Source organism: Streptomyces sp. NPDC000134 (assembly GCF_042899225.1).
Classification (GTDB): Bacteria; Actinomycetota; Actinomycetes; order Streptomycetales; family Streptomycetaceae; genus Streptomyces.
On sequence record NZ_JBIAZN010000002.1, the window covers coordinates 181,371 to 204,796 of the forward strand.

Sequence of the window (23,426 nt, forward strand, 5' to 3'; positions counted from 1 at the left end):
CCCTGTCGTGCTGATCCTCGCCCTGCGCACCCTGCGTACCCGCTGGACCGCCTTCGTCGGCAGCTTCACCGCCCTGGCCCTGGGGGTCGGCCTGCTCACCGTGATGGGGCTCGCCCTGGCCTCCGTCGCCGACGCGCCCGACCGCGCCCCGGAGCGGTTCGCCGCCGCGCCGGTGGTGGTCCGCGGCGAGGACAGCCTGCGCGTGCCGACCCCCATCGGCGTCCGGACCGCGCCGCTGGCCGTGCCGCGCCCGGTGCCGCCGGACACGGTGGCCGCGCTGCGCGCGCTGGGCCGGGTGACCGAGGACCGCTCCTACCCGGTACGGGTCGAGGGCGGCCCGTCCGGCCTGGTGGGCCACCCCTGGTCGACCGCCGCCTTCGCCCCGTACCGCGTGACCGGGGGCCGGGCGCCGCGGGCGGACGGCGAGGTGGTGGTCGCCGGTGCCTGGGCGGCGGTGGGCGAGACGCTGCGCACCGACCGCGGCACGGTCCGGGTGGTGGGCACGGTGACCGGCCGCGCCGCCGAGCGGGCCGTCTTCCACACCGACGCGCGGGCCGCCGGTCTGGCGCCGGTGAGCACCCAGCTCGTCGTCGACGCCGACCCGGCGGCGGTACGCCGGGTGGTGGGCGGCCGGGCCCGGGTGCTGACCGGGGACGCGCGGCGGCTCGCGGACGCCGGCGCGGACCGGGACGGCGAGGCGGTGACCGCGCTGAACGCCCTGTTCGGGACGGCCGGCGGGGTGGCCGGGTTCGTGTCGGTGTTCGTGGTGGCGTCGACGTTCGCGTTCACGGTGGCCCAGCGGCGCCGGGAGTTCGGGCTGCTGCGGTCGGCGGGCGCGACGCCGGGCCAGGTCCGCCGGACGGTGGTCGCGGAGGCGCTGCTGGTCGGCGTGGCCGCGTCGGCGGCGGGCTGCGCGCTGGGCGGGTACGCCGCCCCGCTGCTCGCCGAGCGGGTGGTGGCGGAGGGCCTCGCGCCGGACTGGTTCGTGATCGGCGCGCACTCCTGGCCGTACCACGCGGCGTTCTGGACGGGCCTGATGGTGGCGCTGTGCGGGGTGGTGGCGGCGTCCTGGCGGGCGGGCCGGACCCGGCCGGCGCAGGCGCTGCGCGAGGCGTCGGTGGACACCGGCACCCTCACCCGGGGCCGTCTGCTGTGCGGGGCCGCGCTGCTGCTGACAGCGGCCGGAACGCTCGCCTGGGCACTGCTTTCCGACCCCTCCGACCTGCTGCACCGCAAGACCTACGTCAGCCGGCCCATGCTGCTGATCACGGCGGTGGCGGTGCTGGCCCCGCCGCTGGTGCGCCCGGCGGTCCGCCTGATCACCTGGCTGCCGTCCCGGTTGCCGGGCGCGGGCGGCACGCTGGTCCGGGAGAACGCCGCCGGGGGCGTCCGCCGGGGCGCGGCGGTGGCGGCGCCGGTGCTGGTGACGGTGGCGCTGGCGGGTTCGCTGCTCGGGGCGACGGCGACGCTGGGCGAGGCGGCGGCGGCCGAGGCGCGGGCCCGTACGGCGGCCGACTTCGTGGTCACGGCGGACGGCGGCCCGCTGGACGCGGCGACGGTACGCAGGCTGCGCGCGGTCCCCGGCACGGCGGCGGTGTCGGCGTCCGCGCCGAGCGCGGTGTTCGCGCTGGAGGAGGGCGTGGCCCTGATCCGCTCCGACGCCCGTGCCGTCGAGCCGCGGGCGCTGGCGGCGACGACCCGGCTGCCGGTGGCGGCCGGCCGGATCGGGGATCTGGACGACGGTTCGATCGTGGTGAACGAGGAGTGGGAGCGGCCCGCGGTCGGCCGGCGGGTCGCGGTCTGGCTGGCCGACGGCACCCGCCGTTCGCTGCGGATCGCGGCGGTCCTGCCGGTCGGCACGGGCGGCAACGGCGTGTACGTCACCCCGGCCAACGCGCCGGGTGCCCGGGTGGACCGGGTGGAGGTGACGGTGGCGCCGGGCGCGGACCGGGCCGCCGTCGCGGCGGGGCTGCGGGCGGCCGCGCGGTCCTCGGGCGGGCGGGTGCTGGCGGCCGGGGCGTGGCCGCGGGCGGACGCGCCGGGCGGCGCCGGCACGACCCGCGCGGGCCTGCTGCTGGTGCTGGGCATCGCCCTGGTCTACGCGGGCATCTCCCTGGCCGGTACGCAGGTGATGGCGACGGCCGGGCGGGCCCGGGAGCTGGCCGCGCTGCGGTTGGCCGGCGCGACCCGCGCCCAGGTGCTGCGCCTGGTCGGGTGCGAGGCGCTGGCGGTGGCGGGGGCGGGGGCGCTGCTGGGCCTGCTGGTGGCGGTGCTGAACCTGCTCGGGATGACCGGCGCCCTGGCCCTGCTGTCGGCGCCGGCCCGGCTCGCCCTGCCCTGGCCGGCCCTGGCGGCGACGGCCGGCGCCTGCGCCCTGGTCGCGGTGGCGGCGGCGGTCCTGGCGGCGGCACGGACCCTGCGCCGCACCTGACCTGACACACCGTCAAGTCGGGCCACGAAAAAAATCCCGCCCGATCGAATCCGATCGGGCGGGATTTCCTCAACTGCTTCGCGAGCAGTTGTTGCGGTGGACCTGAGGGGATTTGAACCCCTGGCCCCCTCGATGCGAACGAGGTGCGCTACCGGACTGCGCCACAGGCCCTTGCAACGAGTGAAACTTTAGCACCCCGATCGGCCTGCTCAAAAATCCGTTCCCGGGGGCGGGCGGCGGGCTACTCGTTGGCGGCCCGCGGCCGGTCGCCGTCCTCGTACTGGTCGAACAGCGGGGTGCGGCCGCGCTCCCGGGCCCGGCGCGCGGACGCGGCCCGGCGGGCGCCGCTGCGGACGGGCTCCTCCGGGCGGTCCTCTGCGCCGGCCGGGCCGGCCGCGGGGCCGGGGCCGGCGGGCGCGTCGCCGGCCGGGGTGTCCTCCTGGCCGGGGGGGACGGTGCTGGAGCGGGCCGAGCTCCAGGCGTCGGGGGCGCCGAGGTCCACGCCGGAGGTGGCGCGGGGGGCGACCGGCGCGGTGACGTACGTCGGCAGGGGCACCGGGACCGGGTCCCAGCTCTCGCCCTGCCCGGGGCGCCGCTGCCGCTCGCGCTGCTGGTCGACCCACTCGGCGTGGTCGGTCTGCTCGACCAGGGCCCGCCGGTCGGCGGCGAGCGCGGACAGGCCGGGGTCGGCCGCCGCCTCGGGGGCCTCGTCGGGCTCCTCGGTGTCGGGCTCGCCGCCGGGTCCGCCGCCGGGGCCGGCCTCGGCGGCGCGGCGGCGGCGCTGGCGGTCGCGCAGTTGCCGGGCCGCGTCCTCGGCCCGGCGGCGGTCCATCTGGTAGGCGAAGCGGTGCCGCTCCTGGGACCGCAGATGGGCGATGTACGCGCTGAGCAGCACGGCGGGCACGCCGGGCGCCCACAGGAACGCCAGTCCGCCGACGGCGGCGACGACCGCGCCGAGCGTGAAGGCGAGGAAGAGCACCACCGTGGTACGGCGCCGGCGGGCGAGCACCTTGGAGCGGCGGGCGCGGGCGGCGGCGGCCTCGGCGGCGGCGTCGCGCCGGGCGGCGGGGACCCGCGTGCGGCCGGATTCGGACCGCTGGGCGGCGGGGCGCTGCTCGGCGGGCCGTTCGGCGGCGGGCGGGGCGGCCTGGGGGCGGAGTTCGCGGCGGGTCTTGGACACGGCGAAGGCCCGGACGTCCACCGAGTCGGTGACGGCGTCCGGGTCGGCGTCGAACTCCGCCTCGTCGGCGGAGCGCGCCCGCAGGTCCTTGGCGTACCGGCGCTCCATGCCCGCTCGTCCGGACAGGAGCCGGATGGCGGTGCTGAAGCGTTCCGTCGGACGGGCCTCGTTCAGCTCGTCCTGCCTACGGAGCCACATCGGCACCAAGTAGGCGGCCCAGGCCCCGACGATGACTGCGTAGATGAGGCCGCTGCTGCTCACGCCTCACACGGTAGAGGGATGTGCCCGAGGCGATCCGCCAATTGGGCCGGTGTGTCGCACGATCCGGCTGATAATTCCAGATTTTTTTGCGATGGATGACAATAGCGAGAGTTCTTTCGAACGTTTATTCAATTCCGGAGGTGTCCTGGGCGCGGGTGCGGCGCCAGCGGCGCAGCAGTCCGTCGGGGACCTCCTCGGCGGTCAGGGCGAAGACCAGGTGATCGCGCCAGGCGCCGTCGATATGGAGATAGCGGGGCCTGAGCCCTTCCTCGCGGAATCCCAGTTTCTCCACCACCCGGCGGCTCGGCCCGTTCTCCGGGCGGATGCAGACCTCGACGCGGTGCAGCCCGACGGTGTGGAAACAGTGGTCGACGACGAGCGCCACGGCGGTCGGCATCACCCCGCGTCCGGCCACCGCCTCGTCCACCCAGTAGCCGATGTGCCCGGAGCACATCGAGCCCCAGGTGATCCCGGCGACCGTCAACTGGCCGACCAGTTGCCCCCGGTACTCGACGACGAAGGGCAGCATCCGGCCCGCGTTCGCCTCGGAGCGCAGGTGGCGGACCATCTGGCGGTAGGTCGGACGGTGCGTCGACGGGCCGCCGGGCGTGGGCGGCGGGATGGTGGCCTCCCAGGGCCGCAGCCAGTCGCGGTTGCGGCGGTTGACCTCGCGCCAGGCCCGCTGGTCGCGCAGCTTTATCGGCCTCAGGACGATGTCGCCGTCCGTCAGTTCGACGGGCCACGAGGGGCTGTTCAGCTCGCACCCCCACTGCCGGAGCCGGGATGGTCGCCGCCGCGGATCTGTTCGACCGCGTGCTGGAGCAGGGGTTCGAGGACCGCGAGCCCGTCCTTCACCCCTCCGGTGGAACCGGGCAGGTTGACGATCAGCGTGCCGCCGGCCACGCCCGCCAGTCCCCGGGAGAGCGCCGCGGTCGGCACCTTGTCCCGGCCGTACGCCCGGATGGCCTCGGCGATGCCCGGCACCTCGTAGGCGATCACCGCGCGGGTCGCCTCGGGGGTGCGGTCGGTCGGGGAGAGGCCGGTGCCGCCGGTGGTGACGATCGCGTCGTAGCCCGCCTCGACGCCGGCCCGCAGGGCGGCCTCGACGGGGTCGCCGTCGGGGACCACCCGGGGGCCGTCGACGCTGAAGCCGAGCCGTCCGAGGGCGTCGGCGATCAGGGGGCCGCCCCGGTCCGCGTAGACCCCGGCGGCGGCCCGGTTGGAGGCGGTGACGACCAGCGCGCGGTACGTCATGACCGGCTCCAGTCGCCCGACTTGCCGCCCGTCTTCTCCTCCACCCGCACGTCCGTGATGACCGCTCCCTTGTCGACCGCCTTCACCATGTCGACCACGGTGAGCGCGGCGACGGTGACCGCGGTGAGGGCCTCCATCTCGACGCCCGTGCGGTCCGTCGTCCGCACGGTCGCCGTGATCTCCACGGCGTCGTCCGCGACCGACAGGTCCAGTGTCACACCGGACACCGACAACGGGTGGCAGAGCGGGATCAGGTCGGGGGTGCGCTTGGCGCCCATGATGCCCGCGATCCGCGCGGTGGCCAGCGCGTCGCCCTTGGGCACCCCGGCGCCGCGCAGCAGCTCGACCACGCGGGGCGCGACGAGGACGCGGCCACTGGCGCGGGCGGTGCGCGCGGTCACGTCCTTCTCCGATACGTCGACCATGCGGGCGGCGCCCGACGCGTCGATGTGGGTCAGTCGATCCTGCGTGCTCATGCTGTGCGGCGCTCCCGGTCCGGCCTGTCGTGCGCGACACGGTACCCCCAACCCGGCGGGGCGGTGGGGCCGGGCGGGCCGCTCAGCCGAGCCGGACCACCTCGACCTCGGTGCCGGGCTCGACGGTCTCGGTGTCCTCGGGGACGACGATCAGCGCGTCCGCGCGGGCGAGGGCGGCCACCAGGTGCGAGGAGGCGCCGCCGACCGGGGTGACCGACCCGTCGGCGTACCGGGCGCGCAGGAACTGCCGGCGGCCCTTGGGGGAGGTCAGCGCCTGTTCGGCGGCCAGGCGGGCGGTGGCGCGGGGGCGGTGGACGTCGGGCAGCCCCATGAGGGTGCGGATCGCGGGCCGCACGAACAGTTCGAAGGAGACGTACGAGGAGACCGGGTTGCCCGGCAGGGCCAGCAGCGGGGTGTGGTCGGGGCCGATGGAGCCGAAGCCCTGCGGCTTGCCGGGCTGCATGGCGAGCTTGCGGAACTCCACGCCGCTGCCCGGCTCGTCGGCGTCGGCGACGTGCGCGAGGGCCTCCTTGACCACGTCGTAGGCGCCGACGCTCACCCCGCCGGTGGTGACCATCAGGTCGGCGCGGACGAGCTGGTCCTCGATGGTGGACCGCAGGGTCTCGGGGTCGTCGGCGACGGCGCCCACGCGGTAGGCGATCGCGCCGGCGTCGCGGGCGGCGGCGGTCAGGGCGAAGCTGTTGGAGTCGTAGATCTGACCGTGCGCCAGTCGCTCGTCGGGCTGGACGAGTTCGCTGCCGGTGGAGAGCACCACCACGCGGGGGCGGGGGCGGACCGTGACCCGGCCGCGGCCGATCGCGGCGAGCAGGCCGATCTGGGGCGGACCGAGGAGGGTGCCCGCGGCCAGGGCGCGGTCGCCGGCCCGTACGTCGCTGCCCGCGGCGCGCACATGGGCGCGCGGGCCGGCCGGCCGGTACACCTGGACCTGGCCCCGGGCGCCCTCGGGGGCCTGGCTGCTCGCGCGCATCCGGTCGACCGGGCCGTGGCCGAGGCCGCCGTCGGTCCACTCGACGGGCACGACCGTCTCGGCGCCGGGCGGCAGCGGGGCGCCGGTCATGATGCGGGCGGCCTGGCCGGGGCCGACGTGCGGCGGCTCGGACGCGCCGGCGGCGACGTCCCCGACGACCTCCAGGGCGGCCGGGAACTCCTCGCCGGCGCCCGCGACGTCCGCGACGCGCACCGCGTACCCGTCCATCGAGCTGTTGTCGAACGGTGGCAGGGAGACCGGCACCGTGATGTCCTCGACCAGGACGCAGCCCTGGGCGTCGAGGAGGTTCAGCTCGATGGGCTCCAGGGGGCGGACGGTGGCGAGGATGTCCTCCAGGTGGTCCTCCACCGACCACAGGCGGTCCTCGCCCTGGTCGTGGCCGGTGGCGCGGGGCGCTGCGCTGCTCAACGTGGTTACATCTCCTCGGCTGTGTAACTGCGAAGCCAGGCCCGGAAGTCCGGGCCCAGGTCCTCACGTTCGCATGCGAGTCTGACAATGGCACGCAGATAGTCGCCGCGGTCGCCGGTGTCATAGCGGCGGCCCTTGAAGACGACGCCGTGCACGGGGCCGCCGACCTTCTCGTCGGAGGCCAACTGCTGGAGGGCGTCGGTGAGCTGGATCTCGCCCCCGCGGCCCGGCTCGGTCCGGCGCAGTATGCCGAAGACGTGCGGGTCCAGGACGTAGCGGCCGATGACGGCGTAGTTGGAGGGCGCGTCGGCCGGGTCGGGCTTCTCGACCAGTGCGCTGACCTTGACGACGTCGCCGTCCTCGGTGGTGTCGACGGCGGCGCAGCCGTAGAGGTGGATCTGCTCGGGGGCCACCTCCATGAGGGCGATGACGCTGCCGCCGTACTGCTCCTGGACCTCGATCATGCGCCGGAGCAGCGGGTCGCGGGGGTCGATCAGGTCGTCGCCGAGGAGGACGGCGAAGGGCTCGTCGCCGACGTGCGGGGCGGCGCACAGGACGGCGTGGCCCAGGCCCCTGGGGTCGCCCTGCCGCACGTAGTGGATCATCGCCAGGTCGCTCGACTCCTGGACCTTGGCCAGCCGCTCGGTGTCGCCCTTCTTCTCCAGGGCGGACTCCAGCTCGTAATTGCGGTCGAAGTGGTCCTCCAGGGGGCGCTTGTTGCGGCCCGTCACCATGAGGACGTCGTCGAGGCCCGCCGCGACGGCCTCCTCGACCACGTACTGGATCGCGGGCTTGTCGACCACCGGCAGCATCTCCTTGGGAGTGGCCTTGGTGGCCGGCAGGAACCGGGTACCGAGGCCCGCTGCGGGGATGACAGCCTTGCTGATCCTGGGGTGCGACTGAGTCATGCGGGCCACCATATCCGGTGCCATTGGGCGGAATCTGTGACTCCAGCCGCTTGACGCTCATATGAGCATATGGGAACCGTACGGGAGTGATCATGACGCACAGTGGGGCCGCGGACGAGTCTGGCAAGCGGACGTTGCGGCGGGAACTCCTCGCGGTGAGGAACAGGTTGACGGCAGATGACCTGCGGGAAACCGCCGACGCGCTGGCCGGGCGGGCGCTCGCGCTGCCGGAGCTGGCGCAGGCGCGCACGGTGGCGGCGTACGTCTCCGTGGGCGCCGAGCCGGGCACACGCGCGCTGCTCGACGCGCTGCGCGCACGGGGGACGCGGGTGCTGCTGCCGGTGCTGCTGCCCGACGACGACCTGGACTGGGGCGGCTACGCCGGGGAGGACTCCCTCACGCGCGTGCGGCACGGCGGGCGGATGGCGCTGTGGGAGCCGGCCGGCCGGCGGCTCGGCCCGGACGCGGTGACCGGCGCGGACGCGGTGCTGCTGCCGGGCCTCGCGGTCGACCCGCGCGGTGTGCGGCTGGGACGCGGCGGCGGCTCCTACGACCGGGTGCTGGCGCGCCTGGAGCGGGCGGGGGCACGCCCGGCGCTGCTGGTGCTGCTCTACGACGGCGAGGTGGTCGGCCACCTCCCGCGCGAGCCGCACGACCGGCCGGTGGACGCGGCGGTGACGCCCTCGGGGGTGCGGCGCTTCCGCCGGGGCTGAACACGACGGCGGCCCCCACGCACGCGTGGGGGCCGCCCTGCTGCCGCGTCGCTCAGGGCTTGAGCACGAGCGTGTCGGTGGTGCTGCCCTGGACCGCCTTGCCGGAGAACGACCAGGGCAGCAGCTCGCCCTTGGCCCATTTGCCGGTCTGGTCGGTGTAGTGGGCGCTGTAGGCGTGTCCCGAGGCGCCGCTGAGGTTGATCCAGCGGGACTTGTCGAGGTCGCCGAGGTTGACCACCATCCGCATCGACGGCACCCAGATGACGCCGTAGCCGCCGGCCGCGTTCCAGCCGGTGGCGTTGACCGCCGCCTCGCCGCCGCTGAGCTTCCACGGGCCGCGGTTGAGCGCGTACTTGAGGAAGCCGGGGCCGGAGGTGCCGAGGGTCTGGTTCTTCAGGAACAGGCGGTGCAGCCGGCCCCAGCTCCAGGTGTCGATGTCCTTGCCGAGCTTGGCGGTCAGTTCCCAGCGGGCGTCGACCATGGCGCGCTTGAACAGGTCGTCGCGGTTGTGGTCGGCGCCCTTGCGGGTGCCGCTCGCGGGTGTGGTCCACCAGTCGCTGTCCTGGTCGTCCACCAGGGTGCGGACCACCTCGAACCAGCGGTCGCCGCCGTCCGGCTGCGCCTCGTCGGCGTCGCGCCGGCCGCACTCGCGGACCTTGCGCTCCTCGTCGGCCGGGCCGGTGGTGTCGACCGGGTCGACCCACAGGCACTGGCCCTCGACGCGCAGTTCCTTGGGCAGCTTGTTGCCGAAGGCGAGCTTGAGCATGTTGCGCCAGACGGCGTTGAAGTACGCGGCGGCGGCCGAGTCGGCGTCCTGGGTGTAGTCCCAGCCCTCCAGGAGTTTCTGCGCCTGGCGGACGTCCTTGTCACCGACGTCGATCTTGAGCAGCGCGGGCACCAGCTTCCGGGCGATCTCGTTGCTGTTGTCGAGCTGCATCTGCCGCATGTCGTCGGTGGAGATCTTGCCGCCGTCCTCGATCTTCTGCTCGATCAGCTCGCCGATCCGCTGGCTGCGGGTGCCGTAGCCCCAGTCGGTGGTGAGCGTGTAGGGGTAGTCGTCCTGGTCGACGACGGCCTGGTTGGCGGTGACGATGTAGCCGCGCTCCGGGTCGTACTCGTAGGGCAGTTCGTCGTCCTCGATGTACTTGCCGGTCCAGCGGTAGTCGGGGTCCCAGCCCGGTGCCGGGAGGGAGCCGTCGTGGTTCTCGGCGCGGATCGGGATCTGCCCGGGGAGGGTGTAGCCGATGTGGTCGTCGGTGTCGGCGTAGACGAGGTTCTGCGAGGGCACGTCGAACAGGGCGGCGCCCTCACGGAACTCCTGCCAGTTCTCGGCGCGGTCGATCGCGAAGACGGCGTCCATGCTGGTGCCGGGCTCCAGGGCGGTCCAGCGCAGGACGACGCCGTAGCCGTCGCCGCGGTCGGGGGCGGCGGCGTCGACAGCGGCCTTCCTGCCGACCTTGACGAGTTCGTCGTCGCGGTCGGACAGCAACGGCCCGTTGTTGGTGGAGCGGACCACGATCTTCTTGGACTTGCCGCCGGCGACCTGGATGGTCTCCTCGCGGGTCTCGAAGGGGACCACCTTGCCGTCGTACTGGTAGCCGTCGGCGGTGAGCTTCTCCAGGTAGAGGTCGGTGACGTCGGCGCCGGAGTTGGTCAGGCCCCAGGCGATCTTCTGGTTGTGGCCGATGACGACGCCTGGCATGCCCGCGAAGGTGTAGCCGGTGACGTCGTACTGGCACTTCGCCGAGACGCTGCGGCAGTGCAGGCCCATCTGGTACCAGACGGAGGGCAGCGACGGGGACAGGTGCGGGTCGTTGGCGAGCAGCGGCTTGCCGGTGATGGTGTGCTTGCCGGACACCACCCAGGAGTTGGAGCCGATCCCGTTGCCGTTCACGCCGACGGCCGTGGGCAGGTCCTCCAGGACGCTCTGCAAGCCCGAGAGCTGGCTCTGGAGGGCGGAGGCGCCGGGCGTCGAGGTGCCGGTGCCGGTGGTGCCGGTGCCCGTGGTGCCGGTGCCCGTCGTGCCCGAGGTGCCCGTCGTGCCGGTGACGCCCGAGGCGCCCGCCGTGCCCGTGCCGGTCGTGCCGCCGTCGCCGCCCTCGAAGGTCCCCGTCAGCTCGTTGTACTGCCCCTCCTGGACGATCGCCTTGTTCCGGTCGTAGGGGTACTCCGGGTAGAGGTCGGCGATCTGCTTGGGGCCCAGGCGGCTGGTCATCAGGGCGCGGTCGATCTCGTCCTGCATGTTGCCGCGCAGGTCCCAGGCCATCGCCTTCAGCCAGGAGACCGAGTCGACCGGCGTCCACTTCCGCGGCGCGTAGTCGTTGGTGAAGCCCAGCGCGGCGTACTCCAGGGAGATGTCCGCGCCGTCCTTGCCCGCGAGGTAGGCGTTGACCCCCTTGGCGTACGCCTGGAGGTACTTCTTCGTGGAGTCGGAGAGCTTCTCGTCGTACTCCTGCTTCGCCACCCGGTCCCAGCCGAGGGTGCGCAGGAACTCGTCGTTCTTGACCTGGCTCTTGCCGAACATCTCCGACAGGCGCCCGGAGGTCATGTGCCGGCGCACGTCCATCTCGTAGAACCGGTCCTGCGCCTGGACGAAGCCCTGCGCCATGAAGAGGTCCTCGTCGGAGGAGGCGTAGATCTGCGGGATGCCGTAGCCGTCGCGCTTGACGTCGACCGGGCCCGACAGGCCGTCCAGGGTGAGGGAGCCCTTGGTCTGCGGGAAGGAGGCGCGGACGGTACTGATCGACCAGTACGCCCCGTAGGCCAGGCCGCCGATGATGGCCAGGACCAGCACGAGGACGATCAGTCGGGCTTTGCGCCCCTTTTTCCTGCGCGACTTGGCGGGCTGCTGACCCGAAGAGGCGGTGTTGGTGGGGGGCATCGCTGTCCTTGCTGTCCTAACACGAGCGGCAGGGGCGGGCTGTGCTTTCTGCTGAGCGTCTCTTGAGCGCTGGAGCAACCATAGGCGCAGGGCCCGGCGCGCCTTGACGCGGAGTCGGGAAGCAGCGGGCACGGGCGTTCGATCTTGCCAAGGGCCGCGTCAAGAAATCGTCAAGAGTTAGGTAAGGTAACGAACTAGTTGTGTCTTTTCCAGCCAACTAGTTGTGTCTCTTCTGTCGGGAAGGAACGGCCGCTGACTGTTCACCACCTCAACCAGCTCCTGCTCGTCTGCTCGCTCGTCCTGCTCGTCGCGGTGGCCGCGGTCCGGATCTCCTCGCGCAGCGGGCTCCCCAGCCTGCTCGTCTACCTCGCCATCGGCGTCGCCATGGGCCAGGACGGCATCGGCGACATCCACTTCGACAGCGCCGAACTCACCCAGGTCATCGGATACGCCGCCCTGGTCGTGATCCTCGCCGAGGGCGGCCTCGGCACGAAGTGGACGGAGATCAGGCCCGTCCTGCCCGCCGCCTCCGCCCTGGCCCTGGCCGGGGTCGCCGTCAGCGTCGGCGTCACCGCGGCAGGCGCCCACTACCTGACCGGACTGGAGTGGCGGCAGGCATTGATCATCGGGGCGGTGGTGTCCTCCACGGACGCGGCGGCCGTCTTCTCCGTGCTGCGCCGCATCCCGCTGCCCGCGCGGATAACGGGCACCCTGGAGGCCGAGTCCGGCTTCAACGACGCCCCCGTCGTCATCCTGGTGGTCGCCTTCTCCACGGCCGGCCCGATGGAGCACTGGTACGTACTGCTGGGCGAGATCCTGCTGGAGCTGGCCATCGGCGCGGCCATCGGCCTCGCGGTGGGCTGGCTGGGCTCCTGGGGCCTCAGGCACGTGGCGCTGCCCGCGTCCGGCCTCTACCCCATCGCCGTCATGGCGATCGCCGTCACGGCCTACGCCGCCGGTGCCATGGCCCACGGCAGCGGCTTCCTCGCCGTCTACCTGGCCGCCATGGTGATGGGCAACGCCCGGCTGCCGCACTGGCCGGCCACCCGCGGGTTCGCCGACGGGCTCGGCTGGATCGCCCAGATCGGCATGTTCGTCCTGCTCGGCCTGCTGGTCACCCCGCACGAACTGGGCGACGACATCCTGCCCGCCCTCCTCATCGGCCTGGTGCTGACCATGGTGGCCCGCCCGCTGAGCGTGGTGCTGTGCCTGCTGCCGTTCCGGGTGCCCTGGCAGGAGCAGGCCCTGATGTCCTGGGCGGGACTGCGCGGCGCGGTCCCCATCATCCTGGCGACCATCCCCATGGTCGAGGGTGTCCAGGGCAGCCAGCGCATCTTCAACATCGTCTTCGTCCTGGTCGTCGTCTACACCCTCGTCCAGGGCCCCACCCTGCCCTGGCTGGGCCGCAAGCTGCGCCTGGGCGACGACTCGGAGGCCGCCGACCTCGGCATCGAGTCCGCCCCCCTGGAACGGCTGCGCGGGCACCTGCTGTCGGTCGCCATCCCCGAGGGCTCCCGGATGCACGGCGTCGAGGTCGCCGAACTGCGGCTGCCCGCCGGGTCCGCCGTCACCCTCGTCGTCCGCGACGGCACCTCCTTCGTACCGGCGCCCACCACCGTGCTGCGGCGCGGCGACGAACTCCTGGTGGTCGCCACCGACCCGGTCCGCGACGCCGCCGAGGAACGGCTGCGCGCGGTCGGCCGCGGCGGCAAGCTCGCGAGCTGGCTGGGCACCGGAGGCACCCACGAACGGCACGGCTCCGCGTGAACGTCCCTGTACGATGAAGGGGTCACCTGATCGAACCAACTCTGCCTGACGCAGAGCTGGCGCGACCGTATGGCGGCCGGATCGCCCCGTGACGCGTCCTTCGTACGCGTCCCCCTTTCCGAGGGCGGGTCCCGGTATCTACCGCAGTCCGCGCAAGAGGACAGCTCTCGGCGCGCGCCCTGACCGGCGACCGCGCTACCAGGCGGCGGAAAGGCACGGACCGTGGCAGCCACGGTCACCCCGGCGAAGAGGACCCGCCCCGGATACGGACAGTTGCTGCGCACCCGCGGCGCCTGGACGTTCCTGCTCCCCGGCTTCGCGGCCCGCCAGCCGTTCGCGATGCTGACGATCTCCATCGTCCTCCTCGTCCAGCACACCACCGGCTCCTACGGCGCGGCCGGCGCCGCCGCCGCCGTCACCGGCGTCTCCATGGCAGTGTTCGCCCCCTACAGCGGACGGCTCGCCGACCGCTACGGGCAGCGCGCCGTCCTGGCCCCCGGCGTCCTGGCGCACGTCCTGTCCGGGCTGGCGCTGACCGGCCTGGCGCTCGCGGACGCGCCCCTGTGGGCGCTGTTCGCGGCGGCCGTACCCACCGGCGCCTCGGTGCCGCAGGTCGGGCCCATGGTGCGCGCCCGCTGGGGCGTGGCGCTCAAGGACTCGCCCCTGATGTCCACCGCGGCGGCCTTCGAGTCCGTCACCGACGAGCTGACCTTCGTCGTCGGCCCGCTGCTGGCCACCGCCCTGTGCACGGCCGTCGACCCCGCCGCCGGACTGGTCACCGAGGCCGCGCTCACCCTGCTGGGCGGCCTGCTGTTCGCCGCGCAGAAACGCACCCAGCCGTCCGTCGGCCGCACCGGCTCCGACGGCGGGCAGGCGCGCGTGCGGCCCGTCCCGGCGCTGCGCGTCCCCGGCGTCCGCGTACTGGTCGTGGCCTTCCTCGGCATCGGCTCGGTCTTCGGCGGCATGCAGGTGTCGCTGGCCGCGTTCACCGAGTCGATCGGCGAGCCCGGCCTGAACGGCGTCCTCTACGGCGTCTTCGCCGCGGGAAACATGCTCTCCGGCGTCGCCTGCGGCGCCATCGCCTGGAAGATCGCCCCGCACCGCCGCCTGCTGGCCGGCTACACCGCCCTGGCGGTCACCGCGTCCGGCCTGTGGGCCGCGCACTCGGTGCTGCTGCTGGCCGGCCTCGGCCTGCTCGTCGGCATGTGCATCGCGCCCGCCCTGGTCACCGGCTACACCCTGGTGGAGACCCTGGTCCCGGCCGGGGCCCGCACCGAGGCGTTCACCTGGCTGACCGGCGCGGTCGCCCTCGGCCAGGCGGTCGCCGTGACGGCCGCGGGCCAGGCGGAGGACCGCCTGTGGGACGGCGCCGGTTTCCTGGTGCCGATGGCGGGCACGGTGCTCGCCCTGGGCACGCTGCTCGCCCTGCGCTCCCACCTGACGGGACGGTCCGGCGGACGGACCGTGGCACGTGGCGTGGATCACCGCTCGCCCGTCGCAGTGGACTGACGCCGAGGAATACGTCACTATGGACCGTCGTTAGCACTCATTGAGTGAGAGTGCCAGGAGGAAGACAGTGCCGACCTACCAGTACCAGTGCACCGAGTGCGGCGAGGGCCTCGAGGCGGTGCAGAAGTTCACCGATGACGCCCTGACCGAGTGCCCCAACTGCGGGGGCCGCCTGAAGAAGGTCTTCTCGGCCGTCGGCATCGTCTTCAAGGGCTCCGGCTTCTACCGCAACGACAGCCGCGGCTCCTCGTCGAGCAGCTCGCCGGCGTCGTCCAAGCCGTCGTCGTCCTCGTCGACGTCCTCGACGTCCTCGTCGTCCTCCTCGGACTCCGGGTCGTCGTCGGGCTCGGCCAGCGCCGCCTGAGCCGACCGCGCGAGCATTCTCTTCCCCGGGACCCTGTCGTCGTCCGACGACGGGGTCTCGGGCGTTCTCCGGTCCGGAGCCGACGGCTAGGGTGCGGGCATGGCGAACAAGGCGAACGCCGAGATCGGCGTGATCGGCGGCTCCGGTTTCTACTCGTTCCTCGACGACGTGACCGAGGTCGCGGTGGACACCCCCTACGGGGCTCCCAGCGACTCCCTCTTCCTCGGCGAGGTCGCCGGCCGGCGGGTCGCCTTCCTGCCCCGGCACGGCCGCGGCCACCATCTGCCGCCGCACCGCATCAACTACCGGGCCAACCTCTGGGCACTCCGGTCGGCCGGCGTCCGCCAGGTCCTCGGCCCGTGCGCGGTCGGCGGGCTGCGCCCCGAGTACGGACCCGGCACGCTGCTGGTGCCCGACCAGTTCGTGGACCGCACCAAGTCCCGCGCCACGACGTACTTCGACGGACTGCCCCGGCCCGACGGCACGGTGCCGAACGTGGTGCACGTGTCGCTGGCCGACCCGTACTGCCCGGCCGGACGGGCCGCCGCGCTGAAGGCGGCGCGGGGCCGGGACTGGGAAGCGGTGGACGGCGGCACCCTGGTCGTGGTCGAGGGGCCGCGCTTCTCCACCCGTGCCGAATCGTTGTGGCACCAGGCGCAGGGCTGGTCCGTGGTGGGCATGACCGGCCACCCGGAAGCGGCCCTCGCCCGGGAACTGGAGCTGTGCTACACGTCACTGACCCTCGTCACCGACCTCGACGCGGGCGCCGAGAGCGGCGAGGGCGTCTCGCACGAGGAAGTGCTGCGGGTGTTCGCGGCGAACGTGGACCGGCTGCGCGGGGTGCTCTTCGACGCGGTGGCCGCACTGCCGGCCGCGACGGAACGCGACTGCGGATGCGCGGCGGCCCTGGGCGGAATGGACCCGGGCTTCCCGCTGCCGTGACGGTCGGTCGCGGGTTTCCGCTGCCGTGACGGTCGATCGCGGGTTTCCGCTGCCGTGACGGCTCCGGCTCCGGCTCCGGACGTGGTCACGAGGGTTCCCAGGTGGTGGACGAGGGCTTCCTGGGTGGGGGACGCAGACGTCCCGGGCGTGGAACGCCCCCTTCGGGTGAGCGGGTTGTCCACAACCGGCCGGTAGCCCACGGGCTCCGGCGGCCGGCGGCGCACGGCCTCATCGTGGTGAGCGCAAGCCGGTCCCTCGTCGCAGGTGGTGGTCACCATGTCCTACGCCCCGCTCCCCCCGCCGTCCCCGCACGCCGCCCTGCCCCGCCCGCTGGGCACCGACGCCCCGCCCACCCGCGAGGTGCCGCACTTCGGGCCGGTACGGGTGCGCGGCGGACGCGACCAGACGCACCGGCTGGCACGGCACCGGCGGCGCGCGGCGGCCGCCGGACTGGCGGTCACCGCGGCGGCACTGCTGGCGCTGGGCCCGCCGACAGGCGCCGACCAGCGGGACGAGCGGCGGGCCAGAGGGCATCCGGCGGCCGGCCGGGCCCCGCAGCGCCCTGCCGCGAAACCGGTGGCGGCACCGGTGCGGATCGCCGACGCGGAGACCGTACGACTGCTCCGGCCCGGGGACCGGGTCGACGTGGTGGCGGCCGAGGCGGGCGGCGGCACCTCCGTGCTGGCGCGAGGGGCGCGGGTCACCGAGGTCCCGGAGACCGCCGACCCGGGTGGGTCTGGCGGGCCTGGCGGGGCGCTGGTGGTGCTGTCGGTGCCGCGCGGCACGGCGGCGAAACTGGTCGGCGCGGGAGCCCTGGCACGGCTGGCGGTGACACTGTGCTGACCCAGGCCCCGGCGTCCGCCCCCTCGGTGCGGGGGCCGGACTGGACAGGGCGGCCCGACACTGACGTAGGTTGCGGAGCGTTTTGTTCCACAAGCTGTTCATGCGAGGAGATCCACCGAGGTGAGCGAGAAGAAGCCGAGCGTCCTGGAGGGCTTCAAGGCCTTCCTGATGCGCGGGAACGTCATCGACCTGGCCGTGGCGGTCGTCATCGGCGCCGCCTTCACCAACATCGTGAACTCGGTGGTGAAGGGGATCATCAACCCCCTGGTCGGAGCCTTCGGCACCAAGAGCCTGGACCACTACAGCTCCTGTCTGAAGGCACCCTGCGAGGTCGCGAAGGACGGCACGGTCACCAAGGGCATCCCCATCATGTGGGGTTCCGTCCTCGGCGCCACGCTCACCTTCCTGATCACGGCGGCCGTCGTCTACTTCCTGATGGTCCTGCCCATGTCGAAGTACCTGGCCCGGCAGGAGGCCCGCCGCAGGGCCAAGGAGGGCACGAAGGAGATCGTGGAGGTGAGCGAGCTGGAGGTGCTCAAGGAGATCCGGGACGCGCTCGTCGCCCAGCGCGGCTCGGGCCACGACCGCCCCTAGCTCAGGGAACCCGTCAGAGGTGGTGCGGCGGCTTCTCGTCGAGGAAGCGCTTGAGATCGGCCGCCGCGCCCCCGTCGCCGCCCGGCCGCTCGCCCCACCCGCGGTCCGTGTCGTCCGAGGACTGCTGGTCCAGCGGATCGTCGAAGATCAACGCGGGCTTGGGCGCACGCGGCTCGGGCTCGGGGACATCGCTCATGCCTCCAGGGTACGGCGGCCCGGACCCGCCGCGTCGGCCCCGGGGGCGCCGGCGCCTGGACGACACTGGCGGCATGACTGCTGACGCGTTGACGGACGTCACCGGGGTGCGGGTCGGCCACGCGACCCGCGCCGGCGGCGGATGGCTCACCGGCACGACGGTCGTGCTGGCCCCGGAAGGCGGTGCGGTCGCCGCGGTGGACGTGCGCGGCGGCGGACCCGGCACCAAGGAGACCGACGCCCTGGACCCGCGCAACGTCGTCCAGAAGGTCGAGGCGATCGTCCTGACCGGCGGCAGCGCCTACGGGCTGGACGCGGCGTCCGGGGTGATGGCCTGGCTGGAGGAACGGGGCCGCGGCGTGCGGGTCGGACCTGACCCGGCCCACGTCGTCCCGGTCGTGCCCGCCGCCTGCGTCTTCGACCTGGGCCGCGGCGGCGACTTCCGGGCCCGCCCGGACGCGGCCACCGGACGGGCCGCCGTCGAGGCCGCCGCCGCGAGCGCCCCGGGAGCCCCCGTGCCCGAGGGATGCGTGGGCGCCGGTACGGGGGCCGTGATCGGCCTGCTGAAAGGCGGCGTGGGCACCGCGAGCACCGTCCTGGACACGGGGGTGACGGTCGCCGCCCTGGTGGTGGCCAACGCGGCGGGATCGGCACTGGATACGGAAACGGGGGTGCTGTACGGGCAGTTGTGGGAGGGACGGCGCCCGGCCTGCCCCGAGGCGGACGTACGGGAGACCGCCCGGCGGCGCCTCGCCGAGGTCGCGGCCCGCAACGCCCCTCCCCCGCTCAACACCACGCTCGCCGTCGTCGCCACCGACGCCGGCCTGACCAGGGCCCAGGCCCAGAAGCTGGCCGGCACGTCCCACGACGGCATCGCCCGAGCCGTCCGCCCGGTCCACCTCCTGAGCGACGGCGACACGGTCTTCGCCCTGGCCACCGGCGCCCGCCCGCTCGACGCCGGCCGGCCGCTGGCCCTGAACGACATCCTGGCGGCCGGCGCCGACATGGTGACCCGCGCGATCACCCGGGCCGTGCTGGCGGCGGAGGGGACGGACGGGCCGGTGGGCGGGGCGGGCGGCGGCTGGCCTTCGTATCGGGAGCTGTACGGGGTGGGGTGAGGGTGAGGGTGAGGGGGAGGGGGAGGGGAGGGGGAGGGGAGGGGGAGGGGAGGGGGCAACGGGCGCGACGGCTGGAACCTGCCGTGGAGCGAGTGGATCGCCTCAAGTGCCGTCTGAGCAGCGGATTTTGAGGGACGGTCGGGCCGCGCGGGAATTCTTTCCGCGGCCCGCGCGTTTTTCCCCCAGACGTTTTCTCGGTTCCGGGGCACGATGTCCGACCGAGGGGCTACGGTATGCACCCACAAGGTGACATGCAGCAACGCCGGGAGAAACCTTGAGCGTTCCGTACGAGACCGCAGCGTACGAACCACCCGAGTCGCCCGAGTCTCCGGAGGAGCATCTCGCGCGGCTGCTCGGCCGCGCCATCAATTCGTTCGAGTTGCCCGACGAGACGCTCCGCCGACTGGACTGCGCGCTGGCGCACGACGGTTCGCTGCACTCCGCGCACCACAGCGCGGGGCTGCACCGGGAGACGTACCGGCACACCTGGCTGCTCGCCGACGGTTCGGCGCTCACGCTGTGGGAGCTGGTGCACAACACCTCGCCGGGCAGTGAGCCGCAGCACGAGGTGTACGTGGACGAGGAGGAGCTGCGGGCCGCCACCGGGAAGCTGCCGCTGCCCGCGGACACGCCGGACTTCGAGCTGCCGGTGCTGGTGCAGTTGTCGCCGATCCCGGCGCCGCGCCACACGTATGTGCCGGACGGTTCGGCGGACCACGCGCGCCGTCTGCTGCGCCGCGCGGAGAACGCGGACCGGCCCGGCGCGGAGACCGCCGCGCTGCTGGCCACGGCGTCCGCGCATCAGATCACGCAGGCGTTCGGCCGTCCGGCACGGGCCGGGCGCGCGGGGTTGTCGTTCTCGCTGTACGAGCACGCGTTCCTGCTGCGGGACGGCGAGGAGGTCTCCCTGTGGGAGGTCGAGCACACGGCGACGCCGGACGGCCGCCACATGTGCGAGGTGTACGTCAGTGAGGACGACGCCCGCCGGGCGATGGAGCGGCGGGCGGCCCAGGTCTCCTGACCCGGCCGTCCATCCGCCCCGCTCCCCTGCCCGACGGCGCCCGGACGGAAGCGCCGGGCCCCCTGCGGGACCCGGCGCGTTCGGCGGCGTCGCACGGCTTGTTGCGGCGCACGGTGGTGGCCAGGGCCGTGGCCACGGCCGGCGGCGGGACCCCGGGTCTTTACCGGCCGCCTCGGACCCGAGCCGCCTCAGGCCACCAGCTCCCGCTCCCGTGCCCCCTCCTCCTCCGGCTCCCCGGCCCCCTCCACATGCTGGGCCGGGCGCTTCGGCAGTGCGGTCATCAGCAGGAAGATGACCCCCATCACCGCGGCCACCCAGCCCATCGCGTACTGGAAGGCGTCGACGTACTCCGGGCCGATCCGGGCCGGGCCCACGTGGTCGTCGATCACACCGAAGAAGACGACGGAGACCAGGGCGAGGCCGAGCGCGTTGCCCATCTGCTGCACGGTGTTGATCAGCCCCGATGCCGCCCCGGCGTGTTCCCGCGGCACCCCGGAGAGCACCGCGTCGGTCAGCGGGGCGACGATCAGGCCCATGCCCGCGCCCATGACGACCAGGGGCGCGGCCATCTGCCAGGGGGTGATGGACAGGCCGTACCGGCCGGCCTCCCAGAGGTAGAGCAGTACGCCGGCCGCCATCACCAGCGCGCCCGCCCGGAGCACCTTGCGGCCGAAGCGCGGGACGAGTTTCTGCACGGACATCCCGGCCGCCGTCGACACCGCGAGCGAGAACGGCACGCCGGTCAGCCCCGCGCGCAGCGCGCTCCAGCCGAGGCCGATCTGCATGTAGAGCGTCCAGATCAGGAAGAACACGCCGAGGGCCACGCCGAAGACGGTCTGGACGGCGATGCCCGCCGCGAAGCTCTTGACCTTGAACAGGGACAGTTCGATCAGCGGTGAGCCGTCCCGGGCCGCCTTGCGCCGCTCGTACGCCACCAGCGCCGCGAAGACGACCAGCGCGCCGCCCATCGATCCGTATCCCCACAGCGGCCAGCCCAGCTCGCGGCCCCGGGTGAGCGGGTAGACCAGCATCAGCAGGCCGGCGGTGACCAGGGCGACGCCGACCAGGTCGAGCCGGAGCGCGCGGGGCGCCCTGGACTCGGTGATGAAGCGGCTGCCGAGGAGCAGGCCGGCGATGCCGACGGGCAGGTTGATGAGGAAGATCGGCCGCCATCCCAGGCCGAACAGGTCGCCCTCGGTGAGCAGCGCGCCCAGCAGGGGTCCGGAGACCGCGCCGAGGCCGACGATCGCGCCGAACAGGCCGAAGACCTTGCCGCGTTCGTGCGCGGGGAAGGTGGCGTGCACGATCGACAGGACCTGCGGGACCATCAGCGCGGCCATCGCGCCCTGGAGGACGCGGGAGGCGACCAGCATCTCCGGGTTCGCGGCGAGTCCGCAGAGCGCGGAGGCGAGGGTGAAGCCGCCGATGCCGATGAGGAAGACCCGTTTGCGGCCGTGGATGTCGCCGAGCCGGCCGCCGGTGATCAGTCCGGCGGCGAAGGCGAGGGCGTAGCCGGCGGTGATCCACTGGATCTGGCTGAAGGTGGCGCCCTCGTCCCGCTGGATCGACGGGATCGCGATGTTGACGATCGTGACGTCTACGAGGTCCATGAAGGCGGCGGTCATCACGATCGCGAGGGCGAACCAGCGGCGGCGGTCGGCCGCGCCGGGCGGTGCGGTGTCCGGGGTCTGCGTGAAGGTCATGTCCGAAAGCTAGATCGGCAGTAGGACGGATCGTGTCCTAGTGGTGAGGCATTCTCGGACGCATGACGACGGACACCCCGGCCCGGCTGCTGACGCTCCTCTCACTCCTCCAGACGCCCCGCGAATGGCCCGGCGGTGAGCTGGCCGAGCGGCTCGGGGTGTCCCGGCGCACGGTCCGGCGGGACATCGACCGGCTGCGCGAACTGGGCTATCCGGTGCGGGCGTCCATGGGTGCCGACGGCGGGTACCGGCTGGTCGCGGGCAAGGCGATGCCGCCGCTGGTGCTGGACGACGAGGAGGCGGTGGCGATCGCGGTGGGGCTGCGGGCCGGGGCCGGGCACGCGGTCGCGGGCGTGGACGAGGCGTCGGTGCGGGCGCTGGCCAAGCTGGAGCAGGTGCTGCCGTCCCGGCTGCGGCACCGCGTCGCCACCCTTCAGGCGGCGACCACCCCGCTGACCAGCGGGGACGGTCCGAGTATCGCCCCCGAGACGCTCACCGTGATGGCCTCGACGGTGGCCGGCCGCGAGCGGCTCCGATTCGCCTACCGGGCCGGCGACGGCACCGGGTCCCGGCGGGTGACCGAGCCGTACCGGCTGGTGTCGACCGGGCGGCGCTGGTACCTCGTCGCCTACGACCTCGGCCGGGACGACTGGCGGACCTTCCGCGTCGACCGGGTCAGCGACCCGTTCCCCACCGGCGCCCGGTTCACGCCCCGCGAGCTGCCCACCGGGAGCGCGGCGGAGTATCTGCGCCGGTCCATGCAGCGGCGCGGCGACTCCTACGAGGCGGTCGTCGTCTTCGCCGCGCCGGCCCCGGTCGTCGCGGCCCGGCTACCGGCCTGGCTCGGTTCCCCGGAGCCCACGGCCGACGGCACCTCGTGCGTGCTGCGGGCGACCGTCACCGACTCGCCGGAGTGGCTGGCGGTCCGCCTGGCGATGCTCGGATTCGACTTCCGCGTCCGGGAACCGGCGGCGCTGGTGGCGTGCGTACGGGAGCTGGGGGCCCGGCTGAGCCGGGCGGCCGGGGACGGACGGTGACCCTGTGACCAGGGCCCTTTCGGGCGGGCACCCGGGTGGGCGGGGGGCGGACAGCACCCCCCGACCAGGCCCCGGCCCCCCTCACCCAGGCACCCGCGTGATCGTCTCCCACGGCAGGGCGTGCAGCGTCGCCAGGTTGGCGAGGGCCACGTCGAGGGGGCCCTGGCCGGCGCGGGCCGGGCGGTCGTCGTCGGCCCAGTGTTCGACGGCGATGCGGACGGCGGCGCCCGCGGTGGCGGCGGCGAAGCGCAGGTACGGGGAGGCCGCGAGGCGCCCGGCAACGTTGTCGTCGCCGTCGGCCGCGCGGGCGGCGAGCACCTCGGTGAGCGTGCGTTCCGAGGCGTGGCACTCCTGCGCCCAGACCTTGCGCAGGGCCGGGCTGGTCCCGGAGAGCCGGACCAGGGTGCGCACCCACTCCCAGGAGGCCGCCGACACCCCGGCGCCGGGCGTCAGGGTGTGCCGTACCGCGTGGGCGAGGGCCTCGGGCGGGGAGAGGGCGGCGGGGGCGTCGCGGACGGCCTCGGCCCAGCGCTGGGCGCCGGCCGCGTAGAGGGGCGCGACGGCCTCCTCCTTGGCGGCGAAGTACCGGTAGAAGGTGCGGGGGGCGATCCCGGCGGCCTGGGCGATGTCCTCGGCGCGGGTGGCCCGCAGGCCCTGGTGGACGAAGAGGCGGGCGGCGGCGCGGGCGATCTCCATCCGCGTCTCGGCCTTGCGCCGCTCGGTCAGGGAGGGCCCGGGAGAGGGCGGGGCGGATCGCGTGGGCCGATCTGGCTGAGAGGTGGTGCTGCTCACCGTCGGCAATCTATGCCCCT

At 73.9% G+C, this 23,426-nt stretch carries 21 protein-coding genes and 1 tRNA gene; 11 read left to right on the forward strand and 11 right to left on the reverse strand.

All coding sequences use genetic code 11. The features are described 5' to 3' along the window. Nucleotides 1–7 precede the first annotated feature (7 nt). Nucleotides 8–2,431, forward strand: a complete 2,424-nt coding sequence (locus ACFY32_RS03240; protein WP_390673300.1) for an FtsX-like permease family protein — start codon at nucleotides 8–10, stop codon at nucleotides 2,429–2,431. A gap of 97 nt (nucleotides 2,432–2,528) precedes the next feature. Here the strand turns inward: ACFY32_RS03240 and ACFY32_RS03245 are convergent. The 7 genes from ACFY32_RS03245 to galU all read right to left on the reverse strand — a co-directional run bounded on the left by ACFY32_RS03245 (nucleotide 2,529) and on the right by galU (nucleotide 7,927). Then, nucleotides 2,529–2,602, reverse strand: a tRNA-Ala gene (locus ACFY32_RS03245). A 70-nt stretch (nucleotides 2,603–2,672) separates the two neighbouring features. Further along, nucleotides 2,673–3,872, reverse strand: a complete 1,200-nt coding sequence (glpR, locus tag ACFY32_RS03250; protein ID WP_359195674.1) for a gephyrin-like molybdotransferase receptor GlpR — start codon at nucleotides 3,870–3,872, stop codon at nucleotides 2,673–2,675. Nucleotides 3,873–3,996: 124 nt separating this feature from the next. Beyond that, the gene (locus ACFY32_RS03255; RefSeq protein ID WP_359195974.1) at nucleotides 3,997–4,629 is read right to left on the reverse strand and encodes a GNAT family protein; all 633 of its coding nucleotides are present in this window, start codon (nucleotides 4,627–4,629) and stop codon (nucleotides 3,997–3,999) included. Then, on the reverse strand, nucleotides 4,626–5,126 hold the full coding sequence (locus ACFY32_RS03260) for a molybdenum cofactor biosynthesis protein B (RefSeq protein ID WP_390673301.1): 501 nt from the start codon (nucleotides 5,124–5,126) through the stop codon (nucleotides 4,626–4,628). The genes ACFY32_RS03255 and ACFY32_RS03260 overlap by 4 nt, the downstream gene beginning before the upstream one ends. Next, nucleotides 5,123–5,602, reverse strand: a complete 480-nt coding sequence (gene moaC / locus ACFY32_RS03265; RefSeq protein WP_359195680.1) for a cyclic pyranopterin monophosphate synthase MoaC — start codon at nucleotides 5,600–5,602, stop codon at nucleotides 5,123–5,125. The genes ACFY32_RS03260 and moaC overlap by 4 nt, the downstream gene beginning before the upstream one ends. Nucleotides 5,603–5,684: 82 nt before the next feature. Beyond that, nucleotides 5,685–7,019 (reverse strand): gephyrin-like molybdotransferase Glp, encoded by a 1,335-nt coding sequence (glp, locus tag ACFY32_RS03270; protein ID WP_390673302.1) that lies wholly within the window; start codon nucleotides 7,017–7,019, stop codon nucleotides 5,685–5,687. Nucleotides 7,020–7,024: 5 nt separating this feature from the next. Beyond that, nucleotides 7,025–7,927, reverse strand: coding sequence for a UTP--glucose-1-phosphate uridylyltransferase GalU (gene galU, locus ACFY32_RS03275; protein WP_359195684.1), 903 nt, complete (start codon nucleotides 7,925–7,927; stop codon nucleotides 7,025–7,027). Between the two features lie 92 nt (nucleotides 7,928–8,019). Here galU and ACFY32_RS03280 point away from each other — a divergent pair, with 92 nt between their 5' ends. Further along, nucleotides 8,020–8,640 (forward strand): 5-formyltetrahydrofolate cyclo-ligase, encoded by a 621-nt coding sequence (locus ACFY32_RS03280; RefSeq protein ID WP_359195687.1) that lies wholly within the window; start codon nucleotides 8,020–8,022, stop codon nucleotides 8,638–8,640. A 52-nt stretch (nucleotides 8,641–8,692) separates the two neighbouring features. Here ACFY32_RS03280 and ACFY32_RS03285 read toward each other — a convergent pair whose 3' ends face one another. Beyond that, entirely contained in the window at nucleotides 8,693–11,521 is a 2,829-nt protein-coding gene (locus ACFY32_RS03285) for a penicillin acylase family protein (RefSeq protein ID WP_390673303.1), read from the reverse strand. Nucleotides 11,522–11,719: 198 nt separating this feature from the next. On the opposite strand from ACFY32_RS03285, the gene ACFY32_RS03290 reads away from it, so the two are divergent. The 6 genes from ACFY32_RS03290 to ACFY32_RS03315 all read left to right on the forward strand — a co-directional run bounded on the left by ACFY32_RS03290 (nucleotide 11,720) and on the right by ACFY32_RS03315 (nucleotide 17,540). Continuing rightward, complete coding sequence (locus ACFY32_RS03290) at nucleotides 11,720–13,288, forward strand: potassium/proton antiporter (RefSeq protein WP_359195692.1); 1,569 nt, start codon at nucleotides 11,720–11,722, stop codon at nucleotides 13,286–13,288. A 222-nt stretch (nucleotides 13,289–13,510) separates the two neighbouring features. Then, the gene (locus ACFY32_RS03295) at nucleotides 13,511–14,797 is read left to right on the forward strand and encodes an MFS transporter (protein WP_390673304.1); all 1,287 of its coding nucleotides are present in this window, start codon (nucleotides 13,511–13,513) and stop codon (nucleotides 14,795–14,797) included. Between the two features lie 67 nt (nucleotides 14,798–14,864). Beyond that, nucleotides 14,865–15,161 (forward strand): FmdB family zinc ribbon protein, encoded by a 297-nt coding sequence (locus ACFY32_RS03300; protein WP_390673305.1) that lies wholly within the window; start codon nucleotides 14,865–14,867, stop codon nucleotides 15,159–15,161. A gap of 99 nt (nucleotides 15,162–15,260) precedes the next feature. Beyond that, complete coding sequence (locus ACFY32_RS03305; RefSeq protein WP_359195700.1) at nucleotides 15,261–16,103, forward strand: S-methyl-5'-thioadenosine phosphorylase; 843 nt, start codon at nucleotides 15,261–15,263, stop codon at nucleotides 16,101–16,103. 276 nt (nucleotides 16,104–16,379) lie between these two features. Continuing rightward, nucleotides 16,380–16,946 (forward strand): hypothetical protein, encoded by a 567-nt coding sequence (locus ACFY32_RS03310; RefSeq protein WP_359195703.1) that lies wholly within the window; start codon nucleotides 16,380–16,382, stop codon nucleotides 16,944–16,946. A gap of 120 nt (nucleotides 16,947–17,066) precedes the next feature. Further along, nucleotides 17,067–17,540 (forward strand): MscL family protein, encoded by a 474-nt coding sequence (locus ACFY32_RS03315; protein ID WP_359195706.1) that lies wholly within the window; start codon nucleotides 17,067–17,069, stop codon nucleotides 17,538–17,540. Between the two features lie 13 nt (nucleotides 17,541–17,553). On the opposite strand, the gene ACFY32_RS03320 is transcribed toward ACFY32_RS03315, so the two are convergent. Continuing rightward, nucleotides 17,554–17,736: a hypothetical protein gene (locus ACFY32_RS03320; protein ID WP_359195709.1), complete on the reverse strand. Its 183-nt coding sequence runs from the start codon at nucleotides 17,734–17,736 to the stop codon at nucleotides 17,554–17,556. A gap of 73 nt (nucleotides 17,737–17,809) precedes the next feature. Here ACFY32_RS03320 and ACFY32_RS03325 point away from each other — a divergent pair, with 73 nt between their 5' ends. Together ACFY32_RS03325 and ACFY32_RS03330 are read left to right on the forward strand one after the other, a co-directional pair. Beyond that, the gene (locus ACFY32_RS03325; protein WP_390673306.1) at nucleotides 17,810–18,853 is read left to right on the forward strand and encodes a P1 family peptidase; all 1,044 of its coding nucleotides are present in this window, start codon (nucleotides 17,810–17,812) and stop codon (nucleotides 18,851–18,853) included. 274 nt (nucleotides 18,854–19,127) lie between these two features. Beyond that, entirely contained in the window at nucleotides 19,128–19,874 is a 747-nt protein-coding gene (locus tag ACFY32_RS03330) for a DUF6227 family protein (RefSeq protein ID WP_359195715.1), read from the forward strand. A gap of 188 nt (nucleotides 19,875–20,062) precedes the next feature. Here ACFY32_RS03330 and ACFY32_RS03335 read toward each other — a convergent pair whose 3' ends face one another. Then, nucleotides 20,063–21,577, reverse strand: coding sequence for an MFS transporter (locus ACFY32_RS03335; protein WP_359195717.1), 1,515 nt, complete (start codon nucleotides 21,575–21,577; stop codon nucleotides 20,063–20,065). A 62-nt stretch (nucleotides 21,578–21,639) separates the two neighbouring features. On the opposite strand from ACFY32_RS03335, the gene ACFY32_RS03340 reads away from it, so the two are divergent. Beyond that, on the forward strand, nucleotides 21,640–22,614 hold the full coding sequence (locus tag ACFY32_RS03340) for a helix-turn-helix transcriptional regulator (RefSeq protein ID WP_390673307.1): 975 nt from the start codon (nucleotides 21,640–21,642) through the stop codon (nucleotides 22,612–22,614). 81 nt (nucleotides 22,615–22,695) lie between these two features. Here the strand turns inward: ACFY32_RS03340 and ACFY32_RS03345 are convergent, their stop codons facing one another. After that, entirely contained in the window at nucleotides 22,696–23,406 is a 711-nt protein-coding gene (locus ACFY32_RS03345; protein WP_390673308.1) for a TetR/AcrR family transcriptional regulator, read from the reverse strand. Between the last annotated feature and the right edge of the window lie 20 nt (nucleotides 23,407–23,426).

Coding starts and splice junctions, on each gene's coding strand:
- ACFY32_RS03340 (WP_390673307.1), top strand. CDS start 21,640: ATGACGACGGACACCCCGGCCCGGCTGCTGACGCTCCTCTCACTCCTC.
- ACFY32_RS03260 (WP_390673301.1), bottom strand. CDS start 5,126: ATGACGTACCGCGCGCTGGTCGTCACCGCCTCCAACCGGGCCGCCGCC.
- moaC (WP_359195680.1), bottom strand. CDS start 5,602: ATGAGCACGCAGGATCGACTGACCCACATCGACGCGTCGGGCGCCGCC.
- ACFY32_RS03310 (WP_359195703.1), top strand. CDS start 16,380: ATGTCCTACGCCCCGCTCCCCCCGCCGTCCCCGCACGCCGCCCTGCCC.
- ACFY32_RS03285 (WP_390673303.1), bottom strand. CDS start 11,521: ATGCCCCCCACCAACACCGCCTCTTCGGGTCAGCAGCCCGCCAAGTCG.
- ACFY32_RS03280 (WP_359195687.1), top strand. CDS start 8,020: ATGACGCACAGTGGGGCCGCGGACGAGTCTGGCAAGCGGACGTTGCGG.
- ACFY32_RS03325 (WP_390673306.1), top strand. CDS start 17,810: ATGACTGCTGACGCGTTGACGGACGTCACCGGGGTGCGGGTCGGCCAC.
- ACFY32_RS03305 (WP_359195700.1), top strand. CDS start 15,261: ATGGCGAACAAGGCGAACGCCGAGATCGGCGTGATCGGCGGCTCCGGT.
- ACFY32_RS03335 (WP_359195717.1), bottom strand. CDS start 21,577: ATGACCTTCACGCAGACCCCGGACACCGCACCGCCCGGCGCGGCCGAC.
- galU (WP_359195684.1), bottom strand. CDS start 7,927: ATGACTCAGTCGCACCCCAGGATCAGCAAGGCTGTCATCCCCGCAGCG.
- ACFY32_RS03320 (WP_359195709.1), bottom strand. CDS start 17,736: ATGAGCGATGTCCCCGAGCCCGAGCCGCGTGCGCCCAAGCCCGCGTTG.